The organism is Bradyrhizobium sp. 1200_D9_N1_1 (assembly GCF_052075915.1).
GTDB lineage: Bacteria > Pseudomonadota > Alphaproteobacteria > Rhizobiales > Xanthobacteraceae > Bradyrhizobium > Bradyrhizobium diazoefficiens.
Genome location: NZ_CP197226.1, coordinates 1,275,657 through 1,295,790, shown reverse-complemented (window position 1 = coordinate 1,295,790; position 20,134 = coordinate 1,275,657). Strand labels below are relative to the sequence as shown.

General features: G+C 64.9%; 19 protein-coding genes and 1 tRNA gene. 15 read left to right on the top strand and 5 right to left on the bottom strand.

The window, feature by feature from the left end; all coding sequences use genetic code 11:
* The first annotated feature begins 134 nt into the window (after positions 1 to 134).
* Entirely contained in the window at positions 135 to 395 is a 261-nt protein-coding gene (locus AB5K84_RS06200) for a hypothetical protein (protein ID WP_162494166.1), read from the top strand.
* Between the two features lie 142 nt (positions 396 to 537).
* Here AB5K84_RS06200 and AB5K84_RS06195 read toward each other — a convergent pair.
* Positions 538 to 614: transfer RNA gene (locus AB5K84_RS06195), tRNA-Met, on the bottom strand.
* Positions 615 to 925: 311 nt separating this feature from the next.
* Here AB5K84_RS06195 and AB5K84_RS06190 point away from each other — a divergent pair.
* Both AB5K84_RS06190 and AB5K84_RS06185 read left to right on the top strand, forming a co-directional pair.
* Positions 926 to 2,395 carry a coniferyl aldehyde dehydrogenase gene (locus AB5K84_RS06190; protein ID WP_038966128.1) on the top strand — a complete coding sequence of 490 codons (1,470 nt, stop codon included), beginning with the start codon at positions 926 to 928 and terminating at the stop codon, positions 2,393 to 2,395.
* A gap of 96 nt (positions 2,396 to 2,491) precedes the next feature.
* On the top strand, positions 2,492 to 4,090 hold the full coding sequence (locus AB5K84_RS06185) for a GMC family oxidoreductase (protein ID WP_038966127.1): 1,599 nt from the start codon (positions 2,492 to 2,494) through the stop codon (positions 4,088 to 4,090).
* Between the two features lie 78 nt (positions 4,091 to 4,168).
* Here the strand turns inward: AB5K84_RS06185 and AB5K84_RS06180 are convergent, their stop codons facing one another.
* Positions 4,169 to 4,930 (bottom strand): SDR family oxidoreductase, encoded by a 762-nt coding sequence (locus AB5K84_RS06180; RefSeq protein ID WP_011090610.1) that lies wholly within the window; start codon positions 4,928 to 4,930, stop codon positions 4,169 to 4,171.
* Positions 4,931 to 5,051: 121 nt separating this feature from the next.
* Between AB5K84_RS06180 and AB5K84_RS06175 the strand changes: the two genes are divergently transcribed.
* Entirely contained in the window at positions 5,052 to 5,564 is a 513-nt protein-coding gene (locus AB5K84_RS06175) for a CvpA family protein (protein ID WP_011090611.1), read from the top strand.
* Between the two features lie 128 nt (positions 5,565 to 5,692).
* Positions 5,693 to 6,475 (top strand): SDR family oxidoreductase, encoded by a 783-nt coding sequence (locus AB5K84_RS06170; protein ID WP_011090612.1) that lies wholly within the window; start codon positions 5,693 to 5,695, stop codon positions 6,473 to 6,475.
* 119 nt (positions 6,476 to 6,594) lie between these two features.
* Here the strand turns inward: AB5K84_RS06170 and AB5K84_RS06165 are convergent, their stop codons facing one another.
* Positions 6,595 to 7,071, bottom strand: coding sequence for a DUF3775 domain-containing protein (locus AB5K84_RS06165; protein ID WP_028173751.1), 477 nt, complete (start codon positions 7,069 to 7,071; stop codon positions 6,595 to 6,597).
* A 255-nt stretch (positions 7,072 to 7,326) separates the two neighbouring features.
* Here AB5K84_RS06165 and AB5K84_RS06160 point away from each other — a divergent pair, with 255 nt between their 5' ends.
* The 8 genes from AB5K84_RS06160 (at position 7,327) to AB5K84_RS06125 (ending at position 15,170) form a co-directional block, all read left to right on the top strand.
* Entirely contained in the window at positions 7,327 to 8,175 is an 849-nt protein-coding gene (locus tag AB5K84_RS06160) for an MBL fold metallo-hydrolase (RefSeq protein ID WP_038966131.1), read from the top strand.
* 201 nt (positions 8,176 to 8,376) lie between these two features.
* A complete protein-coding gene (locus AB5K84_RS06155) occupies positions 8,377 to 9,219 on the top strand; it encodes a fumarylacetoacetate hydrolase family protein (RefSeq protein WP_011090615.1) in 843 nt (280 codons plus the stop codon).
* Positions 9,220 to 9,332: 113 nt separating this feature from the next.
* Positions 9,333 to 9,944, top strand: coding sequence for a glutathione S-transferase family protein (locus AB5K84_RS06150; RefSeq protein ID WP_011090616.1), 612 nt, complete (start codon positions 9,333 to 9,335; stop codon positions 9,942 to 9,944).
* Between the two features lie 16 nt (positions 9,945 to 9,960).
* A complete protein-coding gene (locus AB5K84_RS06145) occupies positions 9,961 to 10,830 on the top strand; it encodes an MBL fold metallo-hydrolase (protein ID WP_063921650.1) in 870 nt (289 codons plus the stop codon).
* Positions 10,831 to 10,944: 114 nt separating this feature from the next.
* Positions 10,945 to 12,087 carry an alpha/beta fold hydrolase gene (locus AB5K84_RS06140; RefSeq protein ID WP_441232379.1) on the top strand — a complete coding sequence of 381 codons (1,143 nt, stop codon included), beginning with the start codon at positions 10,945 to 10,947 and terminating at the stop codon, positions 12,085 to 12,087.
* A gap of 87 nt (positions 12,088 to 12,174) precedes the next feature.
* Complete coding sequence (gene mbfA, locus AB5K84_RS06135; protein ID WP_011090619.1) at positions 12,175 to 13,146, top strand: iron exporter MbfA; 972 nt, start codon at positions 12,175 to 12,177, stop codon at positions 13,144 to 13,146.
* Between the two features lie 163 nt (positions 13,147 to 13,309).
* Positions 13,310 to 14,782 (top strand): amidase, encoded by a 1,473-nt coding sequence (locus AB5K84_RS06130; RefSeq protein WP_011090620.1) that lies wholly within the window; start codon positions 13,310 to 13,312, stop codon positions 14,780 to 14,782.
* Positions 14,783 to 14,816: 34 nt separating this feature from the next.
* The gene (locus AB5K84_RS06125; protein WP_038966125.1) at positions 14,817 to 15,170 is read left to right on the top strand and encodes a nuclear transport factor 2 family protein; all 354 of its coding nucleotides are present in this window, start codon (positions 14,817 to 14,819) and stop codon (positions 15,168 to 15,170) included.
* Positions 15,171 to 15,316: 146 nt separating this feature from the next.
* Here AB5K84_RS06125 and AB5K84_RS06120 read toward each other — a convergent pair whose 3' ends face one another.
* Both AB5K84_RS06120 and AB5K84_RS06115 read right to left on the bottom strand, forming a co-directional pair.
* Positions 15,317 to 16,405 carry a Zn-dependent alcohol dehydrogenase gene (locus AB5K84_RS06120; RefSeq protein ID WP_011090622.1) on the bottom strand — a complete coding sequence of 363 codons (1,089 nt, stop codon included), beginning with the start codon at positions 16,403 to 16,405 and terminating at the stop codon, positions 15,317 to 15,319.
* A 44-nt stretch (positions 16,406 to 16,449) separates the two neighbouring features.
* A complete protein-coding gene (locus tag AB5K84_RS06115) occupies positions 16,450 to 18,234 on the bottom strand; it encodes an acyl-CoA dehydrogenase family protein (protein WP_011090623.1) in 1,785 nt (594 codons plus the stop codon).
* A gap of 234 nt (positions 18,235 to 18,468) precedes the next feature.
* Here AB5K84_RS06115 and AB5K84_RS06110 point away from each other — a divergent pair, with 234 nt between their 5' ends.
* Both AB5K84_RS06110 and AB5K84_RS06105 read left to right on the top strand, forming a co-directional pair.
* Entirely contained in the window at positions 18,469 to 19,170 is a 702-nt protein-coding gene (locus AB5K84_RS06110; RefSeq protein ID WP_011090624.1) for an SDR family oxidoreductase, read from the top strand.
* Positions 19,171 to 19,299: 129 nt separating this feature from the next.
* Positions 19,300 to 20,130 carry an enoyl-CoA hydratase gene (locus AB5K84_RS06105; RefSeq protein ID WP_011090625.1) on the top strand — a complete coding sequence of 277 codons (831 nt, stop codon included), beginning with the start codon at positions 19,300 to 19,302 and terminating at the stop codon, positions 20,128 to 20,130.
* The last annotated feature ends 4 nt before the right edge of the window (positions 20,131 to 20,134 follow it).

The window sequence follows — 20,134 nt, the reverse complement described above, 5'->3', positions numbered from 1 at the left end:
TGATGCAGAGACGGCACAGTCGCGCGAACCGTCGATGCTCGCCTCAACGGGAAGCAGAAAGAATTGCCGACAGTCGGCAGAATGGTCCGGCGGTTGATCGGGCCTGCGGCCTCGCGAGCGACGAAGCGTCGGACTTGTCTCGATCCATCAATCAACAATCGCAGCGCGCAGGATTGGTACGGATCGTGCAATTCCTCGTCGTGCAGACGAACGAGGATCGGACAATGAATATCTCGGGCGCGAATGCCTACGCGTATTTGCAAGACGCTTCATCGGCAAAGCGAGCGAATGCCGGCACGACGTCATCCGCCGGCAGTGCGCCGGTCTCATCGAGCGGCTCCGGTCAGGCCAGCGACGGAAGCGTCCAGAGCACCAAACGACTGGCGTCGATCTGACGGTCTGATCATCCGCCGATCCGGATCAGCCGTCGTAGCCTTTCGGACGATTGAAGCGCCCATGGCAAAACAAAAATGGCAAAACAAAAATGGCCCGCGCGATGCGGGCCATTTTCGTATCGGAACCGGTGAAGTCCGAATTTGGTTGCGGGGATAGGATTTGAACCTATGACCTTCAGGTTATGAGCCTGACGAGCTACCGGGCTGCTCCACCCCGCGTTAAACCGTTGCGCGCCTTCGTTAAAATGCCGGGGACGGGGGATGAGGGCCGGCGCTGTTCGCGTGGCTTGCTTCTTCCGTCCCAAAGGCTTCCTTGGAAGGCAACCCCGGGGCAAAGCCCGTCGGGTGCGGGGGGTATGTACCAACCCGGGCTGCCTTTGGAAAGGGCTGCGAGGACGTTTTTTTCGACTTTATGACAGGTGGATGGACCGGATTCCGGCCCGCCAGCCGCGCTCTTGCCAGAAGTTCCGCAAAGGGCCAGCTTGCCGCAACAAAACCAGGGGCGAAACGCCAATTTAGGGAGCAACGCCATGGACCAGACCAGGGACCAGATCTTGGATCGATCTTTGGACCGATCCCCGGCGAGCGCCCCGCTGCGGGCCCTCGCCGACGCCTTCCACGCCATGATCGCGCGGTCGCGGGCGGAGCCGGCCGCTGATCTGGCCGAGCGGCTCGACCGGCTGGCGCGGCTGCGCGCCGTCGTCGCCGACAATGAAGAGCGCTTCCGCCAGGCGATCTCGGCCGATTTCGGCCACCGCTCGGCGGTCGAGACCACCATCGCCGAGACCATGATGGTCTACAGCGAGATACGCCATGCGACAAAACACCTGAAGAGCTGGATGGCGCCGCAGCGAATCGCCACCGCGCTGCAATTCCTGCCGGCGCGCAACCGGCTGATCCCGCAGCCGCTCGGCGTCGTCGGCATCATCGCCCCCTGGAATTATCCGCTCCAGCTGACGCTGGCGCCCGCGATCGGCGCGATTGCCGCCGGCAACCTGGTCATGATCAAGCCGAGCGAGCTCGTCCCGCATTTCGCAGGCCTGCTGAAAGAGACGGTTGCCGCAAGGTTCGACGCGACCGAGCTGCTCGTCACCGGCGTCGAGGACGAGATCGCCAAGGCCTTTGCGTCGCTCCCCTTCGATCATCTGGTGTTCACCGGCTCGACCCGGGTCGGACGGCTGGTCGCGGAGGCCGCGGGGCGCAATCTGACGCCTGTGACGCTCGAACTCGGCGGCAAGTCGCCTGCTATCATCGACGCCTCCGCCGATCTCGATGAGGCGGCCGAGCGCATCGCCTACGGCAAGCTGCTCAATGCCGGGCAGACCTGCATCGCGCCGGACTACGTGCTGGTGCCGGAGCGCTCGCTGCAGGCCTTCGCCGAGAAGCTGCGCGCGCAGATGCGGCGCATGTTCGGCACCGATCCCGCGAACAAGGACTACACCTCCGTCATCTCCGACCGGCACTACGCGCGGCTCGAAGGTCTCGTCGCGGATGCCGTAGAGCGCGGCGCAAAAATCCTGCAACCGGCAAGGGCCGACGATCCCAACTGGAAGGCGCACCGCAAATTCCCGCCGACGCTGATCCTTGGCGCCACCGAAGACATGGCGGTGATGCAGGAGGAGATATTTGGGCCGGTGCTGCCGGTGCTGGGCTATCGCGAGCCGGCCGATGCCATCGCCTTCGTCAACCGCCGCGACCGGCCGCTTGCGCTCTACTGGTTCGGCAAGGACCGCGACGCGCGCGACGCGGTGCTGTCGCGCACCGTCTCCGGCGGCGTCACCGTCAACGACTGCCTGTTCCACTTCGCGCAGGTGAACCAGCCGATGGGCGGCGTCGGCGCATCCGGCACCGGCGCCTATCACGGCGAATGGGGTTTTCGCACGTTCAGCAAGCTGAAGCCGGTGTTCTACCGCTCGAAATTCAACCGCCTCGCCGATCTCTACCCGCCCTATGGCGGCAAGATCGCGCGGCTGGAGAAGATGATGCGGTTCATGTCGTAGGGGCAGTCGTTCCGGGGCGCGAAGCGAACCCGGAACCTCGAGATTCCGGGGTCGCGCTACGCGCGCCCCGGAATGACGATAAGGGGAGAAACAACATTGACTGACACATTCGATTTTGTCGTCGTGGGCGCGGGCTCCGGCGGCTGCGCGGTTGCGGGGCGGCTGTCGGAGGATGCGGCGACATCAGTGGCGCTGCTCGATGCGGGCGGGCGGAACGACAGTTGGCGGATCACCACGCCATTCGGGCTCGCTTTGCCATACCGCGCGGCCAACTGGGCGTTCGACACTGTGCCGCAGAAGGGATTGAACGGCCGCATCGGCTATCAACCGCGCGGCAAGGGCCTCGGCGGTTCCTCGGCGATCAACGCGATGGTCTATATCCGCGGCAACAAATGGGACTACGACCACTGGGCCGCGCTCGGCAACGCCGGCTGGTCGTATGCGGATGTGCTGCCCTACTTCAAGCGCTCGGAGAACAACGCCGATTTCGACGGCGAATATCATGGCAAGGGCGGCCCGCTGCATGTCAACAAGCTGCGCTCGGACAATCCGATCCATGACGTCTTCCATCAGGCTGCGCGCGAGGCGCAGTTCCGCATTCGCGAGGACTTCAATGAAGAGGACCATGAAGGGCTCGGCAGCTACCAGGTGACGCAGCACGGTGGCGAGCGCTGGAGCGCGGCGCGCGCCTATGTGGATCCCCACATGGGCAAGCGGGCGAATCTGCGCGTCGAGACGCAAGCGCATGCCACGCGCATCCTGTTCGAAGGTAGGCGCGCAGTGGGCGTCGAGTACCGGCAGGGCAAGGAGCTGAAGCAGCTCCGCGCCCGCCGCGAGGTGATCCTCGCCTCCGGCGCCTTCCAGTCGCCGCAGTTGCTGATGCTGTCGGGCGTCGGCGACGGCGATGCGCTTGCCGCGCACGGCATCGGCGTCGTGCATCATTTGCCGGGCGTCGGGCGCAATCTGCAGGACCATCCGGATTTCGTGTTCGTCTACGCCTCCGACTATCCGCACTTCGTTCACGCGTCACTCGGCCGGCTGCCATCCCTGCTGCGCGCGATCCAGCGGTACCGCCGCGAGCGACGCGGCCTGATGACCACCAATTTCGCCGAGTGTGGCGGCTTCCTGAAGACGCAGGCTCACCTCGACGTGCCGGACATTCAACTGCACTTCATCATCGCGATGCTCGACGACCACGGCCGCAAGAAGCACAAGGAAGCGGGCTTCTCGTGCCATGTCTGCCTGCTCAGACCGAAGAGCCGCGGCAGCGTCTGGCTGAAGAGCGCCGATCCGCTCGCAGCCCCCATGATCGATCCGAATTTTTTGGGCGAGGCGGAGGATCTCGAGACGATGGTCGCGGGCTTCAAGACCACGCGACGGCTGATGGAGACGCCTGCGATGCGCGCGTTGCAGAAGAAGGACATGTTCACGTCCGATGTGAAGACGGACGACGATATCCGCGCCATCCTGCGCAATCGCGTCGACACCGTCTATCACCCCGTCGGCACCTGCAAGATGGGCACGGACGCGATGGCCGTGGTCGATCCGCAATTGAAGGTGCACGGCGTCGAGGCCATGCGCGTCGTCGATGCCTCGATCATGCCGACGCTGATCGGCGGTAACACCAATGCGCCGACGATCATGATCGGAGAGAAGGCGGCGGATATGATCAGGGCGGAAGTGCGGGCGAATTAGCGACGCTGTCGCGTCACTCTCCACTGTCGTCCCGGCCTAGTGCGCAATTGCGCATGGGGGCCGGGACGACGGAAGCAATCAATTCAACAAGAACCCGCCGTCCACCGTCACCACGCTCCCCGTCATGTAGCGCGAGGCCTTCGAGGCCAGCAGCAGGATCGCGCCGTCGAGATCGGACTCGGCGCCGACGCGGCGCTGGGGGATGCGTTTTGCCAGGCGCTCGCCTGCCGGCGTCGACCAGAAGGCGTGGTTCATCTCGGTGTCGATATAGCCGGGCGCCAGCGCGTTGATGCGGATGTTCTGCCCCGCAAGCTCCAGCGCCATCGCTTTCGTCGCCTGGATAATGCCGGCCTTGGAGATCGCGTAGGGCGACACCGCTTTCAAGACGCCGGTGCCGAGCACCGAGGCGATGTTGACGATGTTGCCTTCCTGCTTGCGCGCGATCATGCGCCGCGCGACTTCCGTCGCGAGGAAATAGGCGCCCTTGAGATTGGCGCCGATCACCGTGTCCCAATCGGCCTCGGTCTGCTCGGTCGCCAGCTTCTCGATGGCGATGCCGGCATTGTTGATCAGCACCGTGACGGGACCGAGCGCGGCTTCCGTGGCATCGACGGCCTTCGCGATCGAGGCGATGTCGGTGACGTCGAGCGCGACGGCGGCGGCGCGGCCGCCGTTGCCGCGGATCTCCTGTTCCAGATTCTTCAACTTGTCCGTTTGCCGTGCCGCGAGCGCGACGGCCGCGCCATGCGCCGCCAGCAGCCGGGCAAACTGCCGCCCCAGCCCCTGGCTCGCGCCGGTGACGAGGATGGTTTCTTTACTGACGTCGAATAGGCCTGACATGACGATTTCCTTGGGCATAACCCTTGAGCTTCCGGAGCCAAAAATACAGACGATTTTAGCGGTCTGAAACCAGAATGATCGGTTCGGCGTTCATTCGTTCCACCGAGGCAGGGCTCTGCTCATGAACAGTTTCGATCTCGCGGTCTATGCGGCGCTCGCCATCGCCATCGGCTTCGGATTCAGGACCGGCCTGCTGCGCAGCGCCATGACCATCCTCGCCTATCTGCTCGCCGCGCCCATCGCGGTCGCGCTGATGCCGCTGATCGTGCCGCAGGTCGCAAGCAATCCGAACGCGCCGCTGCTCCAGAACTGGATCTGGTTCTTCGGCATCTTTCTCGTCGTCGGCATGTTGTTCGGACATATCGGCCGCCTCGCGGTGAACGACACGGTCCGTGAGGCCGGGATCGGCGACCGCCTTGGCGGCGCCGCGCTCGGCGCCATCAGGGTCGGCCTCGTCGCCACCACGCTGGTGCTGGTGTTCGACCAGATCGTGCCGGCCAACCGCCAGCCGCCCTTCCTGGCCGGCTCGCATCTGCGGCCGCTGTTCTCGGCGGCCGGGCAGATGGGCTTCAAGTCGCTGCCGCCGGAAGCCGCTGCCGCGATCGACCGCCTCAAGCAGGAGCGGCACATCTGATCAGGCGCATTTGCATCGCCGCGCGGATGCGCATGCATTTTGGTGCGAGCCCGTCCCTTATCAGCGGCACCACGATTGGCTAGAGTGCCGCCCGTCCAAAACCTGCCTGACATTACGGGAGTGAAACAGTGGATCTTGGGATCAAAGGTCGCCGCGCCATCGTCTGCGCATCCAGCAAGGGCCTCGGCCGCGCCTGCGCCATCTCGCTGGCCGAAGCCGGCGTTCACGTCACGCTGACCGCGCGCGGCGCCGAGGCCCTGAAGAAAACCGCCGACGACATCCGCAAACTCTATCCGGCCGTCACGGTCACCGAGATCGTCGGCGACATCACGACGCCGGCGGGCCGCGAGGCCGTGCTGAAGGCCTGCCCCGAGCCGGACATCCTGATCAACAATGCCGGCGGCCCGCCGCCCGGCGATTTCCGCAACTGGACCCGCGATGACTGGATCAAGGCGATCGACGCCAACATGCTGACCCCGATCGAGCTGATCAAGGCGACCGTGGACGGCATGATGGCGCGCAAGTTCGGCCGCATCGTCAACATCACCTCGGCCGCGGTGAAGGCGCCGATCGACATCCTCGGCCTCTCCAACGGCGCGCGCGCCGGCCTCACCGGCTTCATCGCCGGCCTGTCGCGCAAGACCGTGATCAACAACGTCACCATCAACGGCCTCCTGCCGGGCCCGTTCGAGACCGACCGCCTGACCGGCACCGCCAAGGCCGAGGCCGACAAGCGCGGCACAACGCCGGAGCAGATCCTGGCCGAGCGCGCCAAGCTCAATCCCGCCGGCCGCTTCGGCCAGCCGGACGAGTTCGGCTATGCCTGCGCTTTTCTCTGCGGCGCCAAGGCCGGCTTCATCACCGGGCAGAACATCCTGCTCGACGGTGGCGCGTTCCCGGGCACGCTGTGAGCCATCGCGCCTGAGACGGCGCAATCCACGAAAGACCATCATGCCCGGGCTTGCCCCGGGCATGATGATGTGGAGGCGTCAGAGCCCAATCATTTCCGGCTCACTGCGAGCCCGGCTACTCATCGCCGTTTCGTCGGCTCATCCTCGTCCCGTTCGCTGGGACCGGAGGAATCGGCAGTGAGGCGCTCATCGGTCCAGTCGATGCCGAGTTCGTCGAGACCGTCGGCCAACAGATCGCCCAGCATCGGCTCGCCCAGCAGATATTGCACAGCTTCGCGCCGGGGCGCCTTGTACTCGGCGCGGGCCTCGGCGGCGCGGGCGCGCAGATCGTCCCACTCGTCGACGGAGCCGTCGCCGCGGCCAATCCACATCAGCGTCACGAGGTCGAGCTGCTCGTCCTCGTTCAGCGCCCCGATGAAGCCGGTCAACTCGCTTGCGACCGGATCGGACGCCGTGTCCTCCAGAACGTCGATCCCGTCATCGTCGGAGGGGTTCGAGCCCGAGTCCGGATCGGATGCTGCTTCCTTGACGTCGAATTCGCGGGCCTTCTCGATGATGAAAGCGACCTTCTCGGCGGAAATTGCAAGCTCTGGCATCGTCTTCCCCTCTCGCTCTTCTCTGGTTTTTCCTGGGTTCCAGCGATAACGCGGCGCGCCACCAGATGATCCATTGCGCTTCATGGCGGAAACCCGCATGTTTCGGCGCCAAAGCGTTCTCTCTCGTCATTCCGGCGCGGGACGTCGTCGCGAACCCGGACTCTCACGCAACGATCTCGAGATTCCGGGTTCGATGCTTGCGCATCGCCCCGGAATGACAGCGAGGCGCAAAGCAAGAACATGGGGATGCGCCGGATGTCGTGGAAGGTGGGCAAGGTCAAGATCACGAAACTCGTCGAGATGGAGACAGTCGGCTCGACCCGCTTCATCCTGCCGGCCGCGACCAACGATGAAATCCGGAAGCTGCCCTGGCTGATCCCGCATTTCGCCACCGAAGAGGGCCGACTGAAAATGTCGATCCACTCGCTGGTGGTCGAGACGCCGACGCGCCGCATCGTGGTCGACACCGGTCTCGGCAACGACAAGCAGGGCCGCGGCGTCCCCGTCTGGAACAACCGCAGCACGCCGTTTCTGGAGACCATGGCGGCGGCGGGCTTTCCCCCTGACAGCATCGACACCGTGCTGTGCACACATCTTCATGTCGACCATGTCGGCTGGAATACAAAACTGGTCGACGGCAAATGGGTGCCGACCTTCCCGAAGGCGCGCTACCTGTTCGGCGAGACCGAATACGAGTATTGGCGCGATTATACGGCCGAGCCGGACAAGGTCGCGGTGTTCAACGATTCCGTGAAGCCGGTCGTCGATGCCGGCCAGGTCGAGCTGATCCCAAGCGATCACCGGCTCTGCGAGGAGATCAGCGTGATCCCGACCCCCGGCCACAGCCCCGGTCACATGAGCGTCCTGATCGAGTCCGGCGGTGAGCAGGGGCTGCTCACCGGCGACGTTGCCCATCATCCCTGCCAGATGTCGCATCTCGACTGGTGCTCGGTCATCGATACCGATCCCGCCCAATCGGCGGCAACGCGGCACAAGGTGTTCTCGCGCCTTGCCGACACCCCGACGCTGGTGATCGGCGGGCATTATTCGGCCGGACACATCAGGCGGGATGGGGACGCGTTCAGGTTCGTGGCGCTGGGATGAGACGCAATCGTAGGGTGGGCACAGCGCGGCGTGTCCACCCTCCCGGGCAAGGAAAAGAATTGGTGGGCACGGCGCTCCGCACCTTTGCCCACCCTACAAAGGAGGGGCTGCAATGCGCCCCGTTTTGAGCGGTTGAATTTCCCGCCGCCCTGTTCCATGAAGCTATTTAACCGATCGGTCCATCTCCAGGGAGAAACGAGAATGAAGCTTGTTCGTTACGGCGAAAAGGGTGCGGAAAAGCCCGGCCTGATCGACAAATCCGGCCAGTTGCGCGACCTGTCGGCGCATGTGAAGGACCTGACCGGCGAGGCCTATTCGCCGGAAAGCCTGAAGAAGCTCGCCGCGCTCGACCCCGCCTCGCTGCCCGCCGTTTCCGGCAAGCCGCGGTTCGGCGCACCCGTCACCGGCATCTCGAAATTCGTCGCCATCGGCCTCAACTACAGCGACCACGCCAAGGAAACGGGAGCCGCGATCCCGACCGAGCCGATCATCTTCATGAAGGCGAACACCTCGCTGTCCGGCCCGAACGACGCGGTCGAGAAGCCGCGCGGCTCGACCAAGCTCGACTGGGAGGTCGAGATCGCCGCCATCATCGGCACCCGCGCCAAGTACGTCTCCGAAGCCGACGCGCTGAACTACGTCGCCGGCTATTGCGTCTGCAACGACGTCTCCGAGCGCAACTTCCAGACCGAGCGCCTCGGCCAGTGGACCAAGGGCAAGTCGCACGACACCTTCGGTCCGGTCGGCCCGTGGCTGGCCACCAAGGACGAGATCAAGGACGTGCAGAACCTGTCGATGTGGCTCGACGTCAACGGCCAGCGCCGCCAGACCGGCTCGACCAAGACCATGATCTTCTCCATGGCCAAGTGCATCTCCTATGTCTCGCAGTTCATGACGCTGCTGCCGGGCGACATCATCACCACGGGCACCCCGCCCGGCGTCGGCCTCGGCATGAAGCCGCCGACCTTCCTCAATGTCGGCGACGTCGTGACGCTGGGCATCGAGGGTCTCGGCGAGCAGCGGCAGGAGATCGTGGCAGCGTAAGCGGCAATCACCTCCTTCGTCATTCCGGGATGGCGCGAGAGCGCCAGACCCGGAATCTCGAGATTCCGGGTTCGATGCTTCGCATCGCCCCGGAATGACAACAAGGATCCAAAATGAAGCTCACCTTCTCCGCCGCCTCGCCCTTCGCCCGCAAGGTGCGCATCGCCGCGATCGAGCTTGGGCTGATCGACAAGATCGAGTTCACGCCGGCAACCGTCGCCCCGGGGCAAGCCAATGAGGACTATTCGCGCATCACGCCGCTGAAGAAGCTGCCGGTGCTGATCACCAATGACGGCGACGTCATCCTCGATTCCTACGTCATCGTCGAATATCTCAACGAGATGGCCGGCGGCAGCCTGATCCCGGATTACGGTCCGCGGCGATGGAAGGCCAAGACCAATCACTCCCTGATCAACGGCATGCTCGATTCCATGCTGCTGTGCCGCTACGAGAGAATGGTGCGGCCGCAGGGCCTGCAATGGCAGGCGTGGTCGGACGACCACTGGAACAGGGCCTGGACCGGCATGGCGCGCTTCGAGAACATGCCCGAGGTGCTGAACGGACCGTTCGACATCTCGCAGATCGGCCTCGTCTGCGTGCTCGGCTATGCCGATTTCCGCTTCGCCGATTGCGGCTGGCGCAAGGCCTATCCGAAGCTCGACGCCTTCCACCAGAAGATGCTGGAGCGGCCTTCCGTGAAGATCTCGGTGCCGCCAGCGGCGTAACCCGCTAGGAGTGTCCATGAGCCTGAAATACTCGGTCGGCGATCTCACCATCCATCGCGTCATCGAGCAGGAAACCTCGTTCGTCCCGGCGCTGGAGATGCTGCCGGGACTGACACCCGAGGTGCTGACCGAGAACCGGGCATGGATGCGGCAGGCCAAGGCACTCGACGACAACGATGTGCTGCTCTTGTGCTTCCAGTCCTATGTGGTGAAGACGCCGCACCACACCATTTTGATCGACAGCTGCATCGGCAACGACAAGCCGCGCCCCAATCGGCCGAAATGGAACATGAAGACCGACGACACGTACTTGGGTGCACTTGGCGCCGCCGGATTCTCGCCTGGCGACATCGACTTCGTGATGTGCACGCATCTGCACGTCGACCACGTCGGCTGGAACACACGGCTCGAAAACGGCCGCTGGGTGCCGACCTTCCCCAAGGCGCGCTACGTCTTCGCCAAGCAGGAGTTCGACCATTGGTCGGCTCAGAACGCGAAGACGGAGATCCCGCCTTTCGTGGACAGCGTGCTGCCGGTGGTCGAGGCCAAGCGCCACGAGTTCGTCGGCAACGACCATCAGATCGGCGACCACGTCCGCATCCTGCCGACGCCCGGTCACACACCGGGCCATATCGCAATCACGGTGGGCCGCGGCAAGGACGACGCGGTGTTCTCCGGCGATCTCATGCATTCGCCGCTGCAGACGCTCTATCCGGAGCTGTCGATCAAGTTCGACGTCGACCCGGCGAAGGCGGCTACGACGCGCCGCAGCTTCCTGGAGCGCTATTGCGACACCGAGACGCTGTGCTGCACGGCGCACTTCCCTTCGCCGTCGGTGGGCAAGATCCGGCGCAAGGGCAACGCGTTCGTGTGTGCGGCGGTTTAGCGAGATGCCGTAGGGTGGGCAAAGGCGAGCGCTTCGCGCGCCGTGCCCACCACTCCTTATGGTGGGCACGCTCCGCTTTGCCCACCCTACGATTCCACCCGTGTGGAGAAAGCAATGACAGCACTCCCCGACATCCCCCTGCCCGCCGGAATCCGCGCGCGTTATGTCGACGGCATCAACGGCTTGCGCATGCATGTGCTGGAGGCCGGCTTCGAGTCAAAGGGCCGCTCCTGCATCCTGTTGCTGCACGGCTTTCCCGAGCTGGCCTTCTCCTGGCGCAAGGTGATGCCGGCGCTCGCCGCCGCCGGTTATCACGTGATCGCCCCCGACCAGCGCGGCTACGGGCGCACCACGGGATGGACTGCCGACTACGATGGCGATCTCGCGCCGTTCTCGCTCCTCAACCTTGTGCGCGATGCGCTCTCCCTGGTGTCGGCCTTCGGTTACAAGCAGGTCGATCTCGCCGGGCATGATTTCGGCAGCCCAGTCGCGGCATGGTGTGCGCTGATCCGGCCCGACGTGTTTCGTTCGGTGACGCTGATGAGCGCGCCATTCGGCGGAGCGCCGCCGCTACCATTCAACACAGTTGATGGTCCCGCAAAGCCTGCGGTCGAAGACCCCGTTTATCGCGAGCTTGCCGCGCTGCCGCGTCCGCGCAAGCACTATCAATGGTACTACGCGACACGCGAAGCCAACGCGGACATGCAGCACGCGCCGCAGGGCGTGCACGATTTCCTGCGCGCCTATTATCATCACAAGAGCGCAGACTGGACCGACAACAAACCGTATCCGCTCAAGGCGTGGTCGGCAGACGAACTGGCGAAGCTGCCAACCTACTACGTGATGGACGCCGGCGAGACCATGGCCGAGACGGTCGCGAAGGAGATGCCCTCGCGCGCCGCGATCGCCGCGAACCAATGGCTGCCGGACAGCGACCTCGCCTATTACAGCGCCGAATACGGCCGCACCGGATTTCAGGGCGGGCTGCAATGGTATCGCTACGGTACGTCGGGCATGCTCAACGACGAGATGCAGCTGTTCTCCGGCCGCAGCATCGACGTGCCCTCCTGCTTCATCTCCGGCAGGCAGGATTGGGGCACCTATCAGCGCCCAGGCGTGTTCGAGGCGATGCAGAAAAGCGCGTGCACCATGATGCTCGGCTGCCATCTCGTCGACGGCGCCGGCCATTGGGTGCAGCAGGAGCAGCCGGCCGAGGTGAGCCGGTTGCTGCTCGACTTCCTGGCCAAGACTTCCTGACTAAGTCCCGCGCCGGCTGATTTGACCCAGGAACCACGGCGGCCTATATAATTTAGAATCATTCTAAACTAGTGGGACAGGGCCGTCGTGAAGAATTTTGCCGATCTGACCGAGCGCGAGGTGCTTGCGGTCGCGATCTCCTCCGAGGAGGAGGACAGCCGCATCTACATGACCTTCGCCGAAGATCTGAGAGAGCGTTACCCGGACTCAGCCAAGATCTTCGAACAGATGGCCGAGGAAGAGCGCGGACATCGCCACATGCTGCTGGAGACGTACGAGCAGCGGTTCGGTCCGCACCTGCCTCCCATCCGCCGCGAGGACGTCAAGGGCTTCCTGCGTCGCCGCCCGGTCTGGCTCACCAAGAACCTGTCGCTCGACACCATCCGCAGGGAAGTCGAGACCATGGAACTGCAGGCCGAGCGCTTTTACGTGAAGGCCGCCGAACAGGCGCAGGATGTCGGCGTGCGCCGTTTGCTCGGCGATCTCGCCGAAGCCGAGAAAGGCCACGAAGAGATGGCCGCAAAGCTCTCGGACCAGATCCTGAGCCCGGATGTGCGCGCGGAGGAAGATCGCACCAACCGCCGCATGTTCGTGCTGCAATATGTGCAGCCGGGCCTTGCCGGCCTGATGGACGGATCGGTCTCGACGCTGGCACCGCTGTTTGCCGCCGCGTTCGCCACCCACCAGAACTGGCAGACGTTTCTTGTCGGCCTCGCCGCCTCGATCGGCGCTGGCATCAGCATGGGATTTGCGGAAGCGCTGTCCGACGACGGATCGCTCACGGGGCGCGGCTCGCCATGGCTGCGCGGTCTCACCTGCGGCTTGATGACGACGCTCGGCGGGCTCGGCCACACCGCGCCCTATCTGGTGCCCGACAGCTGGGCCAACGCGTTCTGGATCGCGACGGCGATCGCCGGAGTCGTCGTGTTCTTCGAGCTATGGGCAATCGCCTTCATCCGCTCGCGCTACATGGACACGCCGTTCCTCCAGGCCGTTTTCCAGATCGTGCTCGGCGGCGCCATCGTGCTGGCGGTGGGGATATTGATCGGAGCGGCGTAGTAGCCGCAATCTCGGTGTCATCGCCCGCGAAAGCGGGCGATGACACCGACTTTTTGGCACTGCCCGACGAGCCTCATCCACATATCAATCGCGATCAAACAGCGGTTGCAGCGTTCGGCTAAACTGCTCATCATCCGCAGACAACCAGAGCGGGAGAAGCGCCGTGGCCAAATCGGAATGGAGTTTCAAGAGCGCAGTCGAGCTGTCGGCCGCATTGAGCGCGAAGAAGGTCTCGGCGGTCGAGCTCACGCGGGACGCGATTGGCCGTATCGAGCGTCATGACGGCAAGATCAACGCGATCTGCGTGCGGGATTTCGATCGGGCGCTCGGCGCCGCGCGCGAGGCGGACGCTGCATTGGTCCGCGGCGAGCGCAAGCCGCTGCTCGGCCTGCCCCTGACGATCAAGGAATCCTTTAACATCGCCGGCCTGCCGACGACCTGGGGCTTCGTCCCGCAGAAGGATTTCAAGCCTGTCGAAGACGCGCTGCCGGTCGCACGCATCAAGCAGGCCGGCGGTGTGATCCTCGGCAAGACCAACGTGCCGGTCGGTCTCAGCGACTGGCAGAGCTACAACGACATCTACGGCACCACGAACAACCCCTATGATCTCGGCCGCACGCCGGGTGGATCATCCGGGGGATCTTCGGCAGCCCTCGCCGCAGGCTATTGCGCGCTCGCCACCGGCTCCGACATCGGCGGCTCCCTGCGTGTGCCGGCATTTCATTGCGGCATCTTCGCTCACAAGCCGACCATCAATCTCTGCGCAGCGCGCGGCGAGACTCCGCCGCCGTTTCCGGCCATTCCGCGCGAAGGCGACCTCGCCGTCATCGGTCCGATGGCGCGCACCGCTGCGGATCTCTCCTTGCTGCTCGACGTCATGGCCGGACCGGATCCGCTCGATGCCGGCGTCGCCTACAAACTCGATCTGCCTGTTGCGCGGCATCAGTCGCTGCGCGATTTTCGTGTCCTGGTGATCGAGAGCCATCCGCTGCTGCCGACTGACCGGGACGTGCGCGACGCGATCGACAAGCTCGCCACCGATCTTGCGAAGGCCGGCGTGACGGTCGCGCGCGAGAGCCCGCTGCTTCCGGACTTCGCGGACACGTCGCGGCTTTACATGCGCATGCTGCTGGGCTTCCTCGGCGCGTTCTTCCTGCCCGACGAGCTGGCGGATTCGCAGGCTCGGGCGAGCCAGTTGTCGCCGGAGGACCGAAGCCTCGAAGCGGAGCGGCTGCGCGGCACGATTGCAAGCCACCGCGCCTGGGTGCTCGACGCAGGTAGCCGCGCCGGCCTGCGGGCGCAATGGCGCGCGCTGTTCAAGAGCTTCGACGCGGTGATCTGCCCGATCATGCCGACGCCGGCCTTTCCGCACGATCATTCGCCGGAGCAGAGCCTGCGACGCATCAGCATCGACGGCAAGGACTACCCTTATTCCGACCAGCTCGCCTGGCCGGGCGTCGCGACGCTTCCGGGCCTGCCGGCGACGGCCGTTCCGCTCGGCCTGTCGAAAGACGGCTTGCCCGTCGGCGTCCAGATCGTCGGCCCCTTCCTGGAGGACCGCACCCCCTTGAGGCTCGCCGAACTGATCGAGCGCGAGTTCGGCGGCTTCACACCGCCGCCATTGTTCTATGATTAGTCCTGTCGTCAACGACCACCGGGGAGAGAACGTCATGAGCCAGGACATGGAAGAGCTCACCGCGCTCAACCGCGACTACGTTGCCTCCGTGCAGAACTGCGACGTCAAGCGGTTCGACCAGATCCTGGCGCCGGAGTTCTATTGCTCGAATCCCGACAAGACATTGGTCGACCGCGCCGCTTTCCTGGAACAGACGGCGCGGCCGATCGCGATCCGGAACCTCAGGGAGCACGACGTCATCATCCGCATCATGGGCGACTTCGCCATCATCCACGCAGCGACAAGCTACACCACGGCGGACGGTCAGCAGGCGACGGGCCGCTACACCGATTGCTGGGCGAAGAAGAACGGCAGATGGCTCGCGGTGTCGGCGCACGTGTCGCGGTGAGGCGGGCAAACCATCCTCACACTCCGCTGTCATGCCCCGGCTTGACCGGGGCATCCAGTACTCCGCGGCGACAGTTGGCTCACACAACTCCCGCTGCGGAGTACTGGATCGCCCGCCTTCGCGGGCGATGACACCATCAATGTGGATCAACTATCAAATACGATCACGCTCCGCAGCGTCTTGCCGGCCTTCATGTTGGCAAAGCCCTCGTTGATCTCCGACAGCTTCAGCTTGGCGGAGATCCAGTCCTCCAGGTGCAGCCGCCCTCGCAGATAGAAGTCGACCAGGCGCGGCATGTCGACGCGGAAATGGTTGGAGCCCATGGACGAGCCCTGGATCTTGCGTTCGCGCAGGAAGTCGAAGCCGTGCAGCTCGATCTTCTGGCCGAACGGGATCATGCCGACGATGGTGGCGGTGCCGCCGGAGGCGAGCATGGCGAAGGCCTGCTCGGCGGTCTCCTTGCGGCCGAGCACCTCGAAGGAGTGATGCACGCCGCCATTGGTGAGATCGCGGACCTGCTTCACCACGTCGCCGTCGGCGGGGTTGATGATATCGGTCGCACCCAGCTTGGTCGCGAGCTGGAGTTTTGCGGGATTGGTGTCGATGGCAATGATGCGGCCGGCGCCGGCAATCTGCGCGCCGTTGATCGCGGCCATGCCGACGCCGCCGCAGCCGATCACCGCGACGGTCTCGCCGGCCGTCACCTTCGCCGTATTCACCACTGCGCCATAGCCGGTGATGACGCCGCACCCGATCAGCGCGGCGAGATCAAGCGGCATCTCCTTCCTGATTTTGACGATCGCGTTCTCGTGCACCAGCATCTGCTCGGCAAAGGACGAGAGGTTGAGGAACTGGTGCAGCTTTTCGGAGCGAGACCATTGCATGCGGTCGGAGACGCCCGGCAGCAGCTTCACCGTGGTGTCGGTGCAGAGCACGGTGCGGCCCGTGGTGCAGTTGTCGCAGGTGCCGCAGAACACGGACAGGCAGGTGACGACGTGATCGCCCGGCTTCACATAGGTGACGTCGGAGCCGACCTGCTCGACCACGCCGGCGGATTCATGCCCGAGCACCGCGGGCAGCGGATGCGGATACAGCCCTTCCATGAAGTGCAGGTCGGAGTGGCAGAGGCCGGCGACCGATGTGCGGATCAGGACCTCGCGCGGGCCGGGCTTCGGCAGGCTGACATCCTCGATGACCAGAGGCTTGTTGACTTCATAGAGGACGGCGGCCTTCATCGAGCACTCCCTGTCGTTTTTTTTGCTTTGAACGCGGGCGCAGCCTACGCTGCCAGAACCAGTTCGCCAACCTCGCCCATGCCGGCATCGCGCTCGCCGAGCAGCAGCGCGGCGATCTTCGCTTGCGTGGCATTTTCCGTCAGCCGGAACGGATCGCTTGGCGCGACCCGGTGATCGATCACGAGGCGCGACAGCAGCAGCCGGCGTGCATCGCCGCGCATGGCGTGGATGCGATGCGCTTCCCAGGCGAGCGCGACGGCGCTGGCGACATGATAGAGCAGGCTCGTCGCGCGGCGCGCGTCGGCCTCGTTCTCGGCCTTGCCCGCAACCTCGCGCGCGAAGCCGACCGCGCGATCGGTGAGCGTGTGCAAACGGTCGCGCCAGGCCTGCGGCACCGAGGCGCTGTCATCGAGCCGGGCGTGCAGATCCGCGGCCAGCGCGGATTCCGCGCCATGGCGACCGACCGCGCGCCTCAGCGCATCGATCGCGACGATATTGCCGGTGCCTTCCCAGACCGAGCCGAGATGGGCGTCGCGCAGCAGCCGTGCGGTGGCGAATTCCTCGATATAGCCGATGCCGCCGCGCATCTCGAGCGCATCGCCGCAGACTTTTCGTGCATCGCGCGTGGCGCGGAATTTCAATGTCGGGGTGAGGATGCGCAGCAGCGCCGCCGCGTCCTGGCTGCCGGCCTCGGCGCGGTCGAGCGCGTCCGCCGTGAGGAAGCTCATCGACAGCGCCTGCTCGACCGGCAGCATGATCTTCAGCATCTGCCGCCGGCCGAGCGGCAGGTCGATGATGCGGCTGCCGAACACCACGCGGTTCTTCGCGACCGTCATGGCGTCATGGTAGGCGCGGCGCATCAGCGCGGTGGATTTCACGCCGTTGGAGAGCCGCGACGAGTTCACCATCTCGGCCATCTGCACGAAGCCGCGGTCGAGCTTGCCGACCGCGTAGGCGATCGCGCCTTCGAGCTTGATCTCGCCCGAGGCCATCGAGCGCGTGCCGAGCTTGTCCTTCAGACGCACGATCCGGTAGTGGTTCTGCGAGCCGTCGTCGAGGAAGCGCAGCATCAGGAACAGGCCGACGCCGCGGGTGCCGGGGCCGGCGCCTTCGGGGCGCGCCAGCAGCATCACGACTTTCGCATCGGCGTTCGAGCAGAACCATTTTTCGCCGTACAGGCGCCAATGATCGCCCTCCTGCACGGCGCGCGTCGTGAGCGTGCCGACGTCGGAGCCGCCCTCCTTCTCGGTCATGAACTGGCCGCCCTGGGTCAGCTTGGTCATGTCGGTCTGGGTGAGACCATCGAGATATTTCGCCTTCAGCGCCTCGCTGCCGAAATTCGCCAGGAGTTTTGCGCAGCCGTCGGTGACGTTGATCGGACAGCCCATACCGAATTCGGTCTGATTGAACAGGAAGGTGAAGGCGTGCTTTGCCACTACAGGATATTTGTCCGGCCAGCCCATGATGCCCTTGCGGATCGACAGCGCGTGGATGCCGAACTCGCCGAACGCGGCTTTCTCCAGTTCGCGATAGGCCGGGTGGTATTCGATCCACTGCACGTCGCGGCCGAACTTGTCGCGCTGGTGCAGCACCGGCGTGTGGCGGTCGGCCAGCCGCGCACATTCGTCGAGGGTTCCGCCGGCGAGCTCGCCGAGGCGATCGAGATGCGGCTCGATGTGACGGAACAGCGTCTCCGGCAGATGGATGCGCAAGAGATCCGTCAGCGCCTGATCGGCGCGGTAGAAATTCATGCCTGACGTATCGGGCGCCAGCAGGCCGGATGGTGCGGCCGCGGCATTTTTCGGCTGCGCTGTGACCGGCTTGTGCATGATCGTCCTCTTCGTTTCCGCCCGACGGCAATTCTTAGCGCTTGCCGCTTTGGATGATGTCGATCATGCTCCAGCCGCGGATGCGGATAAAGCCGCAAATTGTCAGGGAGGCATGATCGCCGTGAAGGAGCAATTCGCTCTGCGGAATTATGACCGACCGGGCCTGCACCCCGGCTGGTTGTCCGGGTGGCGGATGCATAGATCAGCGGCTTCCCGTCTCTGAGAGATCACGCCATGGAACATCCGAAATACAAGATCGCGCTCATCGTCGGCGCCGGCGAAGGCTTGAGCGCCTCGCTGGCGCGGCTGCTGTCCACACAAGGCATTCGCGTGGCGCTTGCCGCGCGGAAGATCGAGAAGCTGGGCGCGCTCTGCACCGAGACCGGTGCCAAAGCCTATGCCTGCAACGCCACCGAGCCGGATGAGGTCGAGCGCCTGTTCGGCCTCGTCGAGCGCGAGATCGGCACGCCCGACCTCGTCGTCTACAATGCCAGCGGCCGCACGCGCGGGCCGTTCGTCGATCTCGTTCCGGCCGATGTCGCGCAGGCCATCGCGGTCAGCGCCTATGGCGGCTTCCTGGTGGCGCAGCAGGCGGCCAAGCGCATGCTGCCGAACAAGCACGGCGCGATCCTGTTCACCGGCGCCTCGGCCAGCGTCAAGGGCTATGCGCAGTCCGCTTCCTTCGCGATGGGCAAGTTCGCGCTGCGCGGGCTCGCCCAGAGCCTGGCGCGCGAGCTGTCGCCGCAAGGCATCCATGTCGCGCATTTCGTGATCGATGGCGGCATCAGGAGCGCGGCGCGGACGGAGCCGGAAGACAAGCCGGACTCCATGCTCGATCCTGATGCGATCGCACAGAGCTACTGGAACGTGCTGCAGCAGCCGCGCAGCGCCTGGAGCTGGGAGCTGGAGCTGCGGCCGTGGGTGGAGAAGTTTTAGTTGAGTTTGTCTTTCCGGGGCGGCTCGAAGAGCCGAACTATGGTGCGCATTTGCGCACCTGAGAATCTCGAGATTCCGGGTTCGATGCTTCGCATCGCCCCGGAATGACAACAATGAACGGGAAGCGACATGACCACCGAAACCACCGTCGATACGGGCACCAGCGAACTCCTCTGCGTCATCCGCGACCGCGTCGCAGTGATCACGCTGAACCGGCCGGAGGCGCGCAATTCGCTGTCGGACAGCCTGACGCCGGCGCTGCGGACGATGATCCGCACCTGCGGCGAGAGCCCCGATGTCGGCGCGCTGCTGATCACCGGCGCGGGCGAAGCGTTCTGCGCCGGCGGCAACGTCAAGGGCATGGGCGCGCATCGCGATCCGAAGAAGCTGGAGATGTCGCTGGAAGATCGGGTCGCCGATCTCCAGGAGCGGCAGCGGCTGCTCACCGGCGCGCTGGTCTCGGTGCGCAAGCCGACGATCGCCGCGCTCCCCGGTCCCGCGGTCGGCGCAGGGCTTGCGATCGCCATGGCCTGCGACATCCGCATCGCCGCGCAATCCGCCTTCGTCGCCACCGGCTATGCCCGCATCGCACTCAGTGGCGATTACGGCATCGCCTGGCTGCTCACCCGCCTCGTCGGCACCGCCCGGGCGCGCGAGCTGATGTTCACCGGCGACAGGGTCGATGCCGCGCGTTGTGAGGCCATCGGCCTCGTCAACCGCGTCGTGCCTGACGACAAGCTACAAGCCGAAGCCTTCGCGCTGGCAAAGTCGCTCGCCGAAGGCCCGCGCCTCGCGCTGCGCTACATGAAGGACAATCTCGACGAAGCCATCCAGTTCGATTTCGAGACCGCCCGCGACCACGAGGCCGAACGACTGATCCGCCTCACCGCGACCGCCGATCACAAGGAAGCGGTGCAGGCCTTCATCGAGAAGCGCAAGGCGGTGTTCACGGGGAAGTAACAGG

Coding starts and splice junctions, on each gene's coding strand:
- AB5K84_RS06115 (WP_011090623.1), bottom strand. CDS start 18,234: ATGCACAAGCCGGTCACAGCGCAGCCGAAAAATGCCGCGGCCGCACCA.
- AB5K84_RS06165 (WP_028173751.1), bottom strand. CDS start 7,071: ATGCCAGAGCTTGCAATTTCCGCCGAGAAGGTCGCTTTCATCATCGAG.
- AB5K84_RS06180 (WP_011090610.1), bottom strand. CDS start 4,930: ATGTCAGGCCTATTCGACGTCAGTAAAGAAACCATCCTCGTCACCGGC.
- AB5K84_RS06150 (WP_011090616.1), top strand. CDS start 9,333: ATGAAGCTCACCTTCTCCGCCGCCTCGCCCTTCGCCCGCAAGGTGCGC.
- AB5K84_RS06110 (WP_011090624.1), top strand. CDS start 18,469: ATGGAACATCCGAAATACAAGATCGCGCTCATCGTCGGCGCCGGCGAA.
- AB5K84_RS06105 (WP_011090625.1), top strand. CDS start 19,300: ATGACCACCGAAACCACCGTCGATACGGGCACCAGCGAACTCCTCTGC.
- AB5K84_RS06125 (WP_038966125.1), top strand. CDS start 14,817: ATGAGCCAGGACATGGAAGAGCTCACCGCGCTCAACCGCGACTACGTT.
- AB5K84_RS06145 (WP_063921650.1), top strand. CDS start 9,961: ATGAGCCTGAAATACTCGGTCGGCGATCTCACCATCCATCGCGTCATC.
- AB5K84_RS06160 (WP_038966131.1), top strand. CDS start 7,327: ATGTCGTGGAAGGTGGGCAAGGTCAAGATCACGAAACTCGTCGAGATG.
- AB5K84_RS06120 (WP_011090622.1), bottom strand. CDS start 16,405: ATGAAGGCCGCCGTCCTCTATGAAGTCAACAAGCCTCTGGTCATCGAG.
- AB5K84_RS06140 (WP_441232379.1), top strand. CDS start 10,945: ATGACAGCACTCCCCGACATCCCCCTGCCCGCCGGAATCCGCGCGCGT.
- AB5K84_RS06175 (WP_011090611.1), top strand. CDS start 5,052: ATGAACAGTTTCGATCTCGCGGTCTATGCGGCGCTCGCCATCGCCATC.
- AB5K84_RS06190 (WP_038966128.1), top strand. CDS start 926: ATGGACCAGACCAGGGACCAGATCTTGGATCGATCTTTGGACCGATCC.
- AB5K84_RS06155 (WP_011090615.1), top strand. CDS start 8,377: ATGAAGCTTGTTCGTTACGGCGAAAAGGGTGCGGAAAAGCCCGGCCTG.